This window comes from Enterobacter sp. AN-K1, from assembly GCF_020971765.1.
Lineage (GTDB): Bacteria > Pseudomonadota > Gammaproteobacteria > Enterobacterales > Enterobacteriaceae > Enterobacter > Enterobacter hormaechei_C.
In genome coordinates this window covers 3,998,953-4,011,688 of the sequence record NZ_CP087390.1, presented here as the reverse complement: position 1 = coordinate 4,011,688, position 12,736 = coordinate 3,998,953, and the positions used below count along the sequence as shown (strand labels likewise).

The 12,736-nt window shown below is 54.5% G+C and carries 15 protein-coding genes; 1 reads left to right on the top strand and 14 read right to left on the bottom strand.

All coding sequences use genetic code 11. The annotated features are described in order from the left end of the window. Window positions 1–265 precede the first annotated feature (265 nt). From LOC22_RS19015 to yceD, 13 genes are all read right to left on the bottom strand, one after another. Complete coding sequence (locus tag LOC22_RS19015) at window positions 266–1,060, bottom strand: metal-dependent hydrolase (RefSeq protein WP_015570819.1); 795 nt, start codon at window positions 1,058–1,060, stop codon at window positions 266–268. Between the two features lie 10 nt (window positions 1,061–1,070). Next, window positions 1,071–2,075 carry a DNA polymerase III subunit delta' gene (holB, locus tag LOC22_RS19010; protein WP_015570820.1) on the bottom strand — a complete coding sequence of 335 codons (1,005 nt, stop codon included), beginning with the start codon at window positions 2,073–2,075 and terminating at the stop codon, window positions 1,071–1,073. Then, window positions 2,072–2,713: a dTMP kinase gene (tmk, locus tag LOC22_RS19005; protein ID WP_015570821.1), complete on the bottom strand. Its 642-nt coding sequence runs from the start codon at window positions 2,711–2,713 to the stop codon at window positions 2,072–2,074. The genes holB and tmk overlap by 4 nt, the downstream gene beginning before the upstream one ends. Further along, a complete protein-coding gene (gene yceG, locus LOC22_RS19000; protein ID WP_017384722.1) occupies window positions 2,703–3,725 on the bottom strand; it encodes a cell division protein YceG in 1,023 nt (340 codons plus the stop codon). Before yceG ends, tmk begins: the two co-directional genes overlap by 11 nt. 2 nt (window positions 3,726–3,727) lie before the next feature. Further along, window positions 3,728–4,537 carry an aminodeoxychorismate lyase gene (gene pabC, locus LOC22_RS18995; RefSeq protein ID WP_023296305.1) on the bottom strand — a complete coding sequence of 270 codons (810 nt, stop codon included), beginning with the start codon at window positions 4,535–4,537 and terminating at the stop codon, window positions 3,728–3,730. Between the two features lie 120 nt (window positions 4,538–4,657). Further along, entirely contained in the window at window positions 4,658–5,899 is a 1,242-nt protein-coding gene (gene fabF, locus LOC22_RS18990) for a beta-ketoacyl-ACP synthase II (protein WP_003857950.1), read from the bottom strand. Between the two features lie 91 nt (window positions 5,900–5,990). Beyond that, on the bottom strand, window positions 5,991–6,227 hold the full coding sequence (gene acpP, locus LOC22_RS18985; protein WP_003857954.1) for an acyl carrier protein: 237 nt from the start codon (window positions 6,225–6,227) through the stop codon (window positions 5,991–5,993). Between the two features lie 154 nt (window positions 6,228–6,381). Further along, entirely contained in the window at window positions 6,382–7,116 is a 735-nt protein-coding gene (gene fabG / locus LOC22_RS18980; protein WP_003857956.1) for a 3-oxoacyl-ACP reductase FabG, read from the bottom strand. A 12-nt stretch (window positions 7,117–7,128) separates the two neighbouring features. Then, a complete protein-coding gene (gene fabD / locus LOC22_RS18975) occupies window positions 7,129–8,058 on the bottom strand; it encodes an ACP S-malonyltransferase (protein WP_015570824.1) in 930 nt (309 codons plus the stop codon). A 15-nt stretch (window positions 8,059–8,073) separates the two neighbouring features. Further along, window positions 8,074–9,027 carry a beta-ketoacyl-ACP synthase III gene (locus LOC22_RS18970; protein ID WP_017384725.1) on the bottom strand — a complete coding sequence of 318 codons (954 nt, stop codon included), beginning with the start codon at window positions 9,025–9,027 and terminating at the stop codon, window positions 8,074–8,076. 6 nt (window positions 9,028–9,033) lie between these two features. Then, on the bottom strand, window positions 9,034–10,068 hold the full coding sequence (gene plsX, locus LOC22_RS18965) for a phosphate acyltransferase PlsX (protein ID WP_017693638.1): 1,035 nt from the start codon (window positions 10,066–10,068) through the stop codon (window positions 9,034–9,036). 81 nt (window positions 10,069–10,149) lie between these two features. Further along, complete coding sequence (gene rpmF / locus LOC22_RS18960; protein WP_003857964.1) at window positions 10,150–10,323, bottom strand: 50S ribosomal protein L32; 174 nt, start codon at window positions 10,321–10,323, stop codon at window positions 10,150–10,152. Window positions 10,324–10,339: 16 nt separating this feature from the next. Further along, entirely contained in the window at window positions 10,340–10,861 is a 522-nt protein-coding gene (yceD, locus tag LOC22_RS18955; RefSeq protein WP_003857966.1) for a 23S rRNA accumulation protein YceD, read from the bottom strand. A gap of 140 nt (window positions 10,862–11,001) precedes the next feature. Here yceD and LOC22_RS18950 point away from each other — a divergent pair, with 140 nt between their 5' ends. After that, on the top strand, window positions 11,002–11,586 hold the full coding sequence (locus LOC22_RS18950; RefSeq protein ID WP_017693639.1) for a Maf family protein: 585 nt from the start codon (window positions 11,002–11,004) through the stop codon (window positions 11,584–11,586). Window positions 11,587–11,663: 77 nt separating this feature from the next. On the opposite strand, the gene rluC is transcribed toward LOC22_RS18950, so the two are convergent. Further along, on the bottom strand, window positions 11,664–12,611 hold the full coding sequence (gene rluC, locus LOC22_RS18945; RefSeq protein ID WP_230239124.1) for a 23S rRNA pseudouridine(955/2504/2580) synthase RluC: 948 nt from the start codon (window positions 12,609–12,611) through the stop codon (window positions 11,664–11,666). Window positions 12,612–12,736: the final 125 nt, after the last annotated feature.

The window sequence follows — 12,736 nt, the reverse complement described above, 5'->3', positions numbered from 1 at the left end:
TTTACGTTTTCACGCATTGGCCCGGGGGGAGTACCGCGCCGTGGACAGGACATCTAAGCGCCCTTTATTTATTACACAGAGTAAAATAATTCCCTCTGAGTTTGTTTGACGGCTATCACGTTTCAGTTCAAGACGGCCAAAAAACTTGCAGATATTTACATAAAGCATGTCTGGATGTGTCTAAAAACGCCATCACCGCCCCAAATGAGGCGGTGAACTTTACTCGTTTTACTTATTAATTACGAGCCTAAAAATAACAGGCGTATCAGACAGATTGCAGGCGGGCGGGGTCGATATGGAACAGACTGGCGAAGTTTTCCGTTGTCACGCGAGCCAGCTCTTCAATACTGACACCTTTCAGAACGGCCATATACTCAGCGACATCCCGGGTCATCGCTGGCTGATTCTCTTTGCCGCGATGAGGCACCGGCGCCAGGTACGGTGAATCGGTTTCCACCAGAATACGATCCAGCGGAACATAGCGCGCCGCATCACGCAGTTGCTCGGCATTGCGGAACGTGACGATCCCCGAAAACGAGATATAAAAGCCTAAATCAAGCAGCTTACCCGCCGTTTCTCTGTCTTCAGTGAAACAGTGTAGTACGCCACCGCAATCCGTCACCTTTTCTTCCCGCAGGATCGCCAGCGTGTCGGCACGCGCATCGCGGGTATGAACGATAACCGGCTTATTCAGTTCACGGCCAATACGGATATGGTTGCGGAAGGATTCCTGCTGGCGAGGTTTCGTTTCCGGGGTGTAGAAATAGTCCAGGCCGGTCTCGCCCATCGCCACTACGCCCTCTTCTGCGGCAAGACGGCGTAAATCCTCAACGTCGTATGCTTCATCCTGATTCAGCGGATGCACGCCGCAGGAGAAGACGACATTATCGCGCTCGCCTACCAGTTCACGCATGGAGCGGTAACCCGGCAACGTGGTCGCCACGGCCAGGCAAAATTTCACATCGCGCGCGGCGGCTTTCGCCAGCACGTCGTCCACATTTTTATGCAGGGACTGATAATCCAGGCCATCGAGATGGCAGTGTGAGTCGACTAAAAACATAATGTCTCTCTCAGAGGTGGGAAACCGGCGGTATGACGCCCGGTTGCAGGTAGTGTTCGATACGCAGTAACTGGTCGGTCAGTAAAAGCTCGCGATTGAGACCGGTCACTGTCAAAAGTTGTTCACGGCTCTGGCAGATATCATGAAGGATAGCGTGCAGCGACTGCCCTGACAGGCGATTCGCCAGCGTGGTGACCAGCGCCCACACGTCAGGGTTAGTCAGAAGCGTCGCCCCCTGCTGGATTTTGAGCGCATCCAGCAGCAGTGCGGCCAGCCAGTGTAGCCGTTCCGGAGCCTGATCGCTGTTCAGCGCTGGCAGCACGCTCAGCCAGTCATGGCTGTCGAGGGCTGATTCAACCGCACGACACAGCGTTTCACGCTGAGACCACACTTCCGGCTGCAATAAGGCCAGCGCAGCCGCAGGCGCACCGCTGCACAGGCGCAACGCCGAGCGCGCCGCATCTTGTGACACCGTCACTTCTCGCTCAAGCCAGGCGAGCGCCCAGGATTCCTGAGGGACAGCGAGGTGGTGAAGACGGCAGCGACTGCGCAGCGTCGCCAGCAAGCGTTCCGGCTCGCGGCAGGAGAGGAAAAACCAGGTATTCTCTGGCGGCTCTTCCAGGGTTTTTAACAGGGCGTTGGCTGCGGCTTCCGTGAGCAGCGCGGCGTCTTTCAGCCACACCACTTTCGCCCCCCCCAGACGCGCATATTCGTACAGTTTCTCACTGACCTCACGCACCGCGTCGATACCGAGCGTATTTTTGCCCTTCTCGGGTTCGAGGGTGTAATAGTCAGGATGCGTGCCCGCCTGCATGAGCTGGCAACCCCGGCATTTACCGCAGCTTTTATGTCCTTCCGGCTGTTGGCACATCAGAAAGCGGGTGATGGCGTAAATCAACGCATCATCACCCATTCCCGGCAGCGCCTGGATCAGTAACGCATGATGCCCCCGACCAACCTGATAGCTGCCGATCAGCTGTTCAAAGTGTGGGCGCAACCATGGATACCATTTCATGCCTGCTGCTCCTGTAGCCACTGCGTAACGGTCTGCTGAATATCACGCGTAACGTCTTCAAGGGATTGCGTCGCATCGATGGTACGAATGGTCTTGTCCTGCCCGGCCAGTTCCAGATAACGCGCACGGGTGCGGTTAAAGAAATCAAAAGACTCCTGTTCAATGCGGTCCAGTTCGCCGCGGGCACGGGCGCGCTTCAGGCCCACCTCAGGAGTTACGTCCAGATACAGCGTCAGGTCAGGACGGAAATCGCCCAGAACCGCGTCGCGAAGCGTAGCCAGCATGGCCTGATCGATACCCCGGCCCCCGCCCTGATACGCCTGGGTTGAGAGATCGTGGCGATCGCCAATCACCCATTTCCCTTCTGCCAGAGCGGGTTTGATCACCGTCTCCACCAGCTGAACGCGCGCAGCATAGAACATCAGCACTTCCGCTTTGTCGGTAATAACTTCATCGCCAACGGATTTGATATCCAGAACCAGGCTGCGCAGTTTTTCCGCCAGCTGCGTACCGCCCGGCTCGCGGGTAAAGACCATGTCGGCGACGCCAAGCGACGTAAGCGTATCCACCACCACGTTACGGGCAGTTGTTTTGCCCGCCCCTTCGAGTCCCTCAATGACAATGTATTTACTGCGCATTTTTTTCCTTAAGTGCCTTCAGATAGTCCTGCACGGAGCGATTGTGGCTGGCCAGGTTGGTATTAAACGTATGCCCCCCTTTTCCGTCAGCCACAAAATAGAGATACGGCGTTTTGGCCGGGTGCGCGGCGGCCTTTAACGATGCTTCACTCGGCGTCGCGATCGGTCCAGGCGGCAGGCCGCTAATCACGTAGGTATTATACGCCGTTGGCGTCTCCAGATCTTTTCTGGAAATCCTGCCGTTGTAGTTTTCGCCCATGCCGTAGATGACGGTAGGATCGGTTTGCAAACGCATGCCTATGCGCAGACGGTTAATAAACACCGAGGCAACCTGGTCACGTTCGGCAGCAACGGCCGTCTCTTTCTCGATGATCGAGGCCATCGTCATGAACTGGTTTTGATCTTTATAAGGCAGGCCCTCTGCTCGCCCTTTCCAGGCAGCGTCTACCGCCGCGACCATTTTGTTGTGCGCGCGCTTCAGAATGGCCACATCCGTCGTGCCTGCCGTATACATCCACGTATCGGGCCAGAACCAGCCTTCCACCCACTCGGGATGTTCGAATTTTAAGGCGTCTGCCACGGTCTGGTAGCGGTCATCTTTCAGCGTATGCTTAATGTATGGCGCGTCCCGCAGCTGCCTGAGGTAATCGCTCAGACGCATACCTTCCACAAAACGCAGCGGGAATTGGGCTTCTTTACCACTTTCCAGCAGTTGCAGCATCTCTCGCACGGTCATGCCAGGGGTAAAGCGATAGGTACCGGCCTTGAAATGGGACAGGTCCGGTTCAATACGCAGCAGCCACTGGAATACGCGTGGGCGATTGATAATTTTGTCGTCATACAGCTGCTGACCAAGCGCCTGCCGCCCGGTCCCCGCTTTCAGGGTAAAAATCGTCTCGTCTTTTATCAGGATCTGACTCTCCGCCAGCTGACGGACTTTCCACACTCCCGCTCCGCCAGCGATACCGAACGCAACGATAAGAAGGAGGACAAAACGTAACATTTTCTTCATGACTACCTGGTTTGCTCACATAACGGGGCCAGAAACTGGAACAGCTCGCGGGATGACCAGCATTTTCGGCCATAAGCGCGAACGGGGACAACGGGCATCAGCGCATTGCAGATAACGGCTTCATCAGCAGTCAGCAGCGCCTCTTCCTTAGCGTTGACTTCGACAACGCGAAAGCCTGCGCGTGCCAGCTGGTGCAGACAAAACTGCCGCATAATGCCGTTGACGCCGGCCTGCTCCAGCGAAGGCGTGAACACGTCACTGCCCTTCCGCCAGAGTAAATTAGCCGCACAGCATTCCGTAATGTACCCTTCGCTGTCAAGAACCAGCGCCTCCCCGGCCTCCGTCTGCTCAAGATGAGTACGAATAAGCACCTGTTCAAGGCGGTTGAGATGCTTTATACCCGCGAGCATCGGGTTTCGCCCCAGACGTACCGGACTTAGCGCCAGGGCTACGCCCTCTTCACGCCAGTGCGCATAATGGGAAGGATAATCTGAAACGGAAAGGACCCGCGTAGGATGCAGACAGGCAGATCCGCTATAACCCCGGCCACCGCTCCCGCGGCTGATAATGACTTTCAGGACGCCGCTTGCTTTATCTGAGGCCAGCCTACGCATTTCACTTTCAAGAATGTCCCACTGCGAGAAGGGGATCAGTAATGCTTCGCAGGCTTTTTGTAAACGAAGGATATGGGCCCCGAGCAGGCACACGCCACCGTCGAGAATACGCGCAGTCGTGAAACAGCCATCGCCAAACTGGGTCGCCCTGTCGCTGGCTGGCAGCGTTTCTTGCTCAAGGCCATTAATCAAAAACATGGTGGCTCCTTATGCGTGGAGGCTCAGTCTGGCAGGATGTGAGCAGCCGGACAAGGGGATTTCACCTAATAAAAAAGGCCCGGCAAGCGGACCTTTTTTATCGTCAGCGACTAATCAGACTCAGACCTTTTTGAAGATCAGAGAACCGTTAGTCCCACCGAAGCCGAAGGAGTTACACAGGGTGTACTCCATACCGCTAACCTGGCGCGCTTCGTGAGGAACGAAGTCCAGATCGCAACCTTCATCCGGGTTATCCAGGTTGATGGTTGGCGGTACAGCCTGATCGCGCAGCGCGAGAATAGAGTAGATTGATTCTACTGCCCCCGCAGCACCCAGCAGGTGACCGGTCATGGATTTCGTGGAGCTCACCAGCACACGGCTGGCAGATTCACCGAAGATAGACTTAACAGCCTGCGCTTCTGCTTTATCGCCCGCAGGGGTAGACGTCCCGTGCGCGTTAACGTAGCCAATCTGTGCCGGGGTAATGCCCGCATCACGGATGGCGTTTTCCATCGCCAGCGCAGCGCCTGCGCCGTTCTCTGGAGGAGACGTCATGTGATAAGCATCGCTGCTCATGCCAAAGCCAACAACTTCAGCATAAATTTTCGCGCCACGTTTTTTCGCGTGTTCGTACTCTTCCAGTACGATCATGCCTGCACCGTCACCCAGTACGAAACCGTCACGGTCTTTATCCCATGGACGGCTCGCCGCCTGCGGATTATCGTTGCGGGTAGAGAGCGCACGCGCTGCACCGAAGCCACCGACGCCCAGCGGGGTACTGGCTTTTTCAGCGCCGCCCGCAACCATAGCATCTGCATCGCCGTACGCAATGATACGCGCGGCCTGGCCGATGTTATGCACGCCAGACGTACAGGCTGTCGCGATTGAGATGCTTGGGCCACGCAGGCCGAACATAATGGTCAGGTGACCTGCCACCATGTTGACAATCGTAGACGGAACGAAGAACGGGCTGATTTTACGCGGGCCGCCATTCATCAGAGATGTATGGTTTTCTTCAATCAGACCAAGACCGCCAATCCCGGAGCCGATAGCGGCGCCGATACGGGTCGCGTTCTCTTCCGTAATCTCAAGGCCAGAATCCTGCATGGCCTGAACGCCAGCGACAATTCCATATTGAATGAAGGCATCCATCTTGCGCTGTTCTTTGCGCGAGATGATCTCTTCACAGTTAAAATCCTTTACTAAGCCAGCAAATTTCGTTGCATAGGCGCTAGTATCGAAATGGTCGATTAGGCTGATGCCGCTCTGACCGGCAAGGAGAGCTTTCCAGGTGGACTCTACGGTATTGCCGACAGGAGACAACATGCCAAGTCCGGTCACAACTACACGACGCTTAGACACGCTTGTCCTCCAGGGAGGGATAAAAAAAGAGATTCGTGGGACAACAAAAGATAAAACTCAGGCGGTCGAATGACCGCCTGGAGATGTTCACTTACGCCTGGTGACCGTTGATGTAATCAATGGCAGCCTGAACGGTGGTGATTTTCTCAGCTTCTTCGTCCGGAATCTCAGTATCAAACTCTTCTTCCAGAGCCATTACCAGCTCAACGGTGTCAAGAGAATCTGCGCCCAGGTCTTCAACAAAGGAAGCGGAGTTCACAACTTCTTCCTGCTTAACGCCCAGCTGTTCGCCGATAATTTTCTTAACGCGTTCTTCGATAGTGCTCATACTCTTAAATTTCCTATCAAAACTCGCTTTCGCGATGGTTTTCGTAGTGTATAAAATGTTGAAAAATTTGCAACTAAATCCCGGCAGGTCTTACCACGATTTTACGTTATTTTGAGGCCATTTGCCCAAATAACGCAAATATTTTCGATCGTGATTAAACCATGTACATCCCGCCGTTGACGTGGAGGGTTTCACCAGTGATGTAACCCGCTTCGTCAGAGGCTAAAAATGCAACCGCGCTGGCGATTTCTTTAGGGTCGCCAAGACGACCCGCCGGAACTGCCGCCAGCGTACCCGCACGCTGCTCATCAGTCAGCGCACGCGTCATGTCCGTTTCAATAAAGCCCGGAGCAACAACGTTTACAGTAATTCCGCGGGACGCGACTTCACGCGCCAGCGACTTACTGAAACCGATCAGACCTGCTTTCGCCGCAGCGTAGTTAGCCTGACCAGCATTTCCCATGGTACCAACCACAGAACCTACAGTGATAATACGACCATGACGCTTTTTCATCATAGCGCGCATTACCGCTTTTGACAGACGGAATACAGATGACAGGTTGGTTTCGATAATATCGTTCCACTCGTCGTCTTTCATTCGCATCAGCAGGTTGTCGCGAGTGATCCCGGCATTATTGACCAGAATATCCACTTCGCCAAACTCTGCGCGAATATTTTCCAGAACAGATTCGATAGATGCTGGTTCAGTCACATTCAGTACCAGACCTTTACCGTTCGCACCCAGATAGTCGCTGATGGCCTGTGCGCCATTCTCACTGGTCGCAGTCCCGATCACCGTCGCGCCGCGCGCAACCAGTGTTTCAGCAATAGCGCGCCCAATACCGCGGCTTGCGCCGGTCACCAGGGCAATTTTTCCTTCAAAACTCATGGTATTCCTCTTTTATTGCGAGAGTGCCGCTTTCATGGCTTCCGGCTCGTTAATCGCCGAGGCAGTCAGGGTATCTACAATACGTTTTGTCAGACCGGTAAGTACCTTACCTGGACCAACTTCATACAGATGTTCAACGCCCTGAGACGCCATAAATTCAACGGTTTTAGTCCACTGAACCGGGCTGTAGAGCTGGCGAACCAGCGCGTTACGGATAGCCTCCGGCGCGGTTTCGCACTGCACATCGACGTTATTCACAACGGAAATCGTCGGTGCGTTAAAGGTCATTTTTTCCAGCTCAACCGCCAGCTTATCGGCAGCGGGCTTCATCAGCGCGCAGTGAGACGGTACGCTCACCGGCAGGGGCAGTGCACGTTTTGCGCCCGCAGCTTTACAGGCAGCACCTGCACGCTCAACCGCTTCTTTATGACCTGCGATAACCACCTGGCCTGGCGAGTTAAAGTTTACCGGAGAAACGACCTGACCTTCAGCAGATTCTTCACAGGCTTTAGCGATAGACGCATCATCCAGACCGATGATGGCAGACATGCCGCCCGTGCCCTCTGGCACCGCTTCCTGCATGAATTTACCACGCAATTCAACCAGGCGTACCGCGTCAGCGAAGGCAATCACCCCTGCGCAGACCAGCGCAGAGTATTCACCCAGGCTATGACCCGCCATCAGCGTCGGCGCTTTGCCGCCCTGCTGCTGCCATACGCGCCACAATGCGACGGAGGCTGCCAGCAGTGCCGGTTGAGTCTGCCAGGTTTTGTTCAGCTCTTCAGCGGGGCCCTGTTGGGTCAGCGCCCACAGATCATAACCCAGCGCGTCAGAGGCTTCACGGAAAGTCTCTTCAATAACCGGATAGTTTGCTGCCATTTCAGACAACATCCCAACAGTTTGCGAGCCCTGTCCCGGGAACACAAAAGCAAATTGCGTCATTTTTTAATCCTTATCCTAGAAACGAACCAGCGCGGAACCCCAGGTGAACCCGCCACCAAAGGCTTCAAGCAAGACCAGTTGGCCCCGTTTAATTCGTCCATCGCGTACCGCTTCGTCAAATGCGCACGGTACCGATGCCGCAGAGGTGTTGCCGTGGCGATCAAGCGTCACCACAACGTTATCCATAGACATGCCCAGCTTCTTCGCCGTCGCGCTGATGATACGCAGGTTCGCCTGATGCGGCACCAGCCAGTCGAGTGCGGTGCGTTCAAGGTTATTGGCTTCCAGCGTCTCATCGACAATATGCGCAAGCTCAGTCACCGCCACCTTGAATACTTCATTACCTGCCATGGTGAGGTAAATGGAGTTATCAGGATTAACGCGATCGGCGTTAGGTAGCGTTAACAGCTCGCCGTAGCGGCCATCGGCATGCAGGTGCGTGGAGATGATGCCCGGCTCTTCGGACTGCCCCAGCAGCACCGCGCCCGCGCCATCGCCAAAAATAATGATCGTGCCGCGATCGGTTGGATCGCAGGTACGCGCCAGCACATCAGCGCCGATCACCAGCGCATATTTTACGGCGCCCGATTTTACATACTGATCGGCGATGCTCAGCGCATAAGTGAACCCCGCGCACGCTGCTGCAACATCAAATGCCGGACAGCCTTTGATGCCGAGCATGTTCTGCACCTGGCACGCTGCGCTTGGGAAGGCATGCGTGGCAGAGGTTGTCGCCACCACAATAAGCCCGATCTGTTCTTTATCAATGCCAGCCATCTCAAGCGCTCGCTGAGCGGCTTCGTAGCCCATGGTGGACACAGTTTCGTCTGGCGCGGCGATACGACGTTCACGGATACCTGTGCGCGTGACAATCCACTCGTCAGACGTATCTACCATTTTTTCAAGATCGGCGTTGGTACGCACTTGTTTTGGCAGGTAGCTGCCGGTACCTAAAATCTTCGTATACATGTACGCTCAGTCACTTTTAGCTAATACAGATCCCAGGCGAGCGGCAATCCTCTGAGGGACTTGACGCTGCACCGCCTGCACTGCCTGTTCAATCGCGACGGTAAATGCTCGCTGATTGGCGGCGCCATGACTCTTAATCACGATGCCGCGCAATCCTAACAGACAGGCGCCATTATACTGGTCGGGGTTGAGGTGACTGAATCGCCGCGTCAGGCTTTTTTGTAACCAACGCTTTAATAAAATCAGCCACCAGGACCTTTTTTTACCTTCTCCCTGCGATTTCAGCAGAGAAAGGAACATTCGTACGACCCCTTCCATGGTCTTCAACGTCACGTTTCCGGTGAAGCCATCACACACTAATACATCCGTTTTGCCCGTCAGCAACTCATTGGCTTCGAGATAACCAATATAGTTGATGGAGGGGACCTGTTTGAGTATTTCCGCAGCGTCGCGGATACTGTCCAGGCCTTTAGTCTCTTCTTCACCAATATTCAGTAAAGCAACGCGGGGATTGTTAATCCCGACCACGTCTTCAGCCAGCACCGACCCCATAACGGCAAACTGAGCCAGCATTGTACTATCACAATCCACGTTAGCGCCCAGATCCAGCACCACCGTTTTGCCCTTCTGCTGATGCGGTAATACCGTCACCAGCGCCGGACGCTCAATGCCCTCAATCGGCTTGAGCAATAATTTCGACAGCCCCATCAGCGCGCCAGTATTTCCCGCGCTGACGCAAGCCTGCGCTCGCCCTTCTTTCACCAGCTCCAGCGCCATTCGCATAGAGCTGCCACGGCTATTACGAATAGCCTGCGATGGCCGGGCATCACTGGCAATAACTGACTGCGCAGGAATAATCTGCAGACGCGAACGTTGTTCAAAGTCAGCTTTTGCAAGTAATGGCGTGATTGTGTCGGGATTACCGACTAAAAGAAGTGTGAGTTGCGAATTAGAATTCAGTGCCTGCAATGCTGCAGGCACTGTCACGGTAGGGCCAAAATCTCCCCCCATGACATCTAACGCCAGGGTTAGACGTGTCAAGGTATCGTCGCAGCCTGGTTCGGTAAACTCCCCGTTTGCACGGGGAAGTTCCTCACTAAGCCTAATCACGCTGACGCGTGATTACTTAGTGATAACCTTGCGGCCGCGGTAGAAACCGTCAGCGGTGATGTGGTGACGCAGGTGTTTCTCACCAGAAGTCTTGTCTACAGACAGGCTGGTAACTGCGGTCAGCGCGTCATGGGAACGACGCATGCCACGTTTGGAACGGGTTGGTTTATTCTGTTGTACGGCCATGGACCTTACTCCTCAATTACTTACGCTTTAAGCTGGCTAATACGGCAAATGGGTTTGGTTTTTGCGCTTCATCAGGCAGTTCCCCAAAGACCATGTCCGCCTCGGACACTTCACAGTGTTCAGAATCATGCACCGGAACGACTGGCAGGGAGAGGATGACTTCATCTTCAACCAGCGCCAGAAGATCGATTTCACCGAATTCGTTAACCTCAATCGGCTCATACGCTTCCGGGAGTGCTTCAGCCTGTTCGTCAGAACGAACCGGACTAAAACAATACGTTGTGTGAACATGCTGTACAAACGGTTTCCCGCAACGCTGACATTCGAGCGTTACCGTCACCTTTGCATCACCGGTTAACACGGCGAGACGCTGGTTGTCGATAGCGAACGACATGGAGCATTCTACATCACTGTCCACACTGACTACAGATTCGGCAATACGCTCAGCCTGATCGGAAGAATAGATTCCTTCGTAATCGAGGCGTTTTTGAGCCGTACGAACCGGATCAAGAGTCAGGGGTAATTTTACCTTTTGCATAGGGCGCGCATATTAACTTTGTAACGTCATAGAGTCAAAGAAAAAGGCAACCAGAGCTGCCTTTTGCCAATTATTCGCACACATTGCGGCCTGTAGTTTAAAATGGCTGGCATCAATACGCTATATCTGGTGATAAAAATATGCCAAATCTCGTCCTTGCTTCCACTTCACCTTATCGCCGAATGCTGCTGGAAAAGCTCGGGATCCCGTTTGAATGCGCTGCGCCGGAGGTGGATGAAACGCCACAGCCGGGCGAGTCACCGCGTCATCTGGTGACCCGTCTCGCGAAAGAGAAAGCACAGTCGCTGGCCGTACGTTACCCCGCACATCTGATTATAGGCTCCGATCAGGTTTGTGTGCTGGACGGCGAAATCACCGGCAAACCGCATACGGAAGAAAACGCCTGCCAGCAGCTGTTGCGTGCGCGAGGCGGTATCGTGACCTTTTATACCGGCCTGGCGCTTTATAATTCGGCTTCCGGTCATCTGCAAACCGAGTGCGAGCCGTTTGATGTGCACTTCCGTCATCTTAGCGAGCAGGAGATTATGGATTATGTGCGTCGGGAACGTCCGCTAAACTGTGCAGGGAGCTTTAAAAGTGAAGGACTAGGGATTGCGTTGTTCGACAAGCTCGATGGCCGCGATCCCAACACGCTGGTGGGGTTGCCGCTGATTGCGCTGTGCCAGATGTTAAGGCGAGAAGAGTGTAATCCGCTGACGATGTGACCGTTGCGGCCTGATGCCCACAGGGAGAGGGAGAAAAACATGTAGGCCGGGTAAGCGCAGCGCCACCCGGCACAAAATCAGCCGCGCAGAACTTTCAGACAGCGTTTGAGCTGCTCATCCAGCGGCGCTTCAATACGGATAACTTCGCCGGTATTAGGATGGGTAAATTTCAGCGCTGCCGCGTGCAGGAACAGACGCGACAGCCCTGTTCCCGCCAGCTGCTTATCAAATTCGCGATCGCCATAGCGGTCATCAAACGCAATCGGATGGCCCGCAAACTGGGTATGGACGCGAATCTGGTGGGTACGCCCCGTCACCGGACTACAGCGCACCAGCGTGGCGAATTCGTAGCGCTCTTCAACTTTAAAGCGCGTCTCAGACGGTTTCCCTTCCTGATTAACACGAACAATGCGCTCGCCGCTTTGCAGAATATTTTTCAGCAGCGGCGCCTGCACCACTTTCACGTGGGACTGCCACTGGCCGCGCACCAGCGCCAGGTAATCTTTCTGCATCCCTTTTTCGCGCAGCTGTTCATGCAGTGAACGCAGCGCAGAACGTTTTTTCGCCACCAGCAGCACGCCAGAGGTATCGCGGTCAAGACGGTGAACCAGTTCGAGGAAACGCGCTTCCGGGCGCAGCGCGCGTAACCCTTCAATCACGCCGAAGCTCAGACCGCTCCCCCCGTGTACCGCCGTTCCGGACGGTTTATTCAGCACCAGAATGTGGTCGTCCTCATAAAGGATAACGTCGCTCAGGGCCGCGACTTTTTGCAGCTTCGGAGAAACGACCTCTTCTTCACGCTCTGCAACACGTACCGGTGGAATCCGGACTTCATCGCCCGCCTCGAGCTTATACTCTGGCTTCACGCGTTTTTTGTTCACTCGCACCTCGCCCTTACGCAAGATGCGATAAATCATACTTTTTGGCACGCCCTTCAACTGGGTGCGCAAAAAATTATCGATACGTTGCCCCGCCTCGTCGTCGGCGATGGCAACCATTTTTACGGTTGGAGTCTCTGTTTTCATGGTTGGCGATTCTAAATAGCGTCAGGCATTAGCGCCACTCATTTTTCTATGCTTATATTTACTTTTATCCGGACCACTCCCCTTTCGCGCAATCGATTTGGTGGTTATTAAACCAATCACCCCGT

What these genes read in the sequence shown, in the direction of transcription:
- rpmF (WP_003857964.1), bottom strand. Translation starts at nt 10,323, where the DNA reads ATGGCCGTACAACAGAATAAACCAACCCGTTCCAAACGTGGCATGCGT.
- fabD (WP_015570824.1), bottom strand. Translation starts at nt 8,058, where the DNA reads ATGACGCAATTTGCTTTTGTGTTCCCGGGACAGGGCTCGCAAACTGTT.
- LOC22_RS18970 (WP_017384725.1), bottom strand. Translation starts at nt 9,027, where the DNA reads ATGTATACGAAGATTTTAGGTACCGGCAGCTACCTGCCAAAACAAGTG.
- tmk (WP_015570821.1), bottom strand. Translation starts at nt 2,713, where the DNA reads ATGCGCAGTAAATACATTGTCATTGAGGGACTCGAAGGGGCGGGCAAA.
- LOC22_RS19015 (WP_015570819.1), bottom strand. Translation starts at nt 1,060, where the DNA reads ATGTTTTTAGTCGACTCACACTGCCATCTCGATGGCCTGGATTATCAG.
- fabG (WP_003857956.1), bottom strand. Translation starts at nt 7,116, where the DNA reads ATGAGTTTTGAAGGAAAAATTGCCCTGGTGACCGGCGCAAGCCGCGGT.
- pabC (WP_023296305.1), bottom strand. Translation starts at nt 4,537, where the DNA reads ATGTTTTTGATTAATGGCCTTGAGCAAGAAACGCTGCCAGCCAGCGAC.
- LOC22_RS18950 (WP_017693639.1), top strand. Translation starts at nt 11,002, where the DNA reads ATGCCAAATCTCGTCCTTGCTTCCACTTCACCTTATCGCCGAATGCTG.
- holB (WP_015570820.1), bottom strand. Translation starts at nt 2,075, where the DNA reads ATGAAATGGTATCCATGGTTGCGCCCACACTTTGAACAGCTGATCGGC.
- acpP (WP_003857954.1), bottom strand. Translation starts at nt 6,227, where the DNA reads ATGAGCACTATCGAAGAACGCGTTAAGAAAATTATCGGCGAACAGCTG.
- yceG (WP_017384722.1), bottom strand. Translation starts at nt 3,725, where the DNA reads ATGAAGAAAATGTTACGTTTTGTCCTCCTTCTTATCGTTGCGTTCGGT.
- rluC (WP_230239124.1), bottom strand. Translation starts at nt 12,611, where the DNA reads ATGAAAACAGAGACTCCAACCGTAAAAATGGTTGCCATCGCCGACGAC.
- yceD (WP_003857966.1), bottom strand. Translation starts at nt 10,861, where the DNA reads ATGCAAAAGGTAAAATTACCCCTGACTCTTGATCCGGTTCGTACGGCT.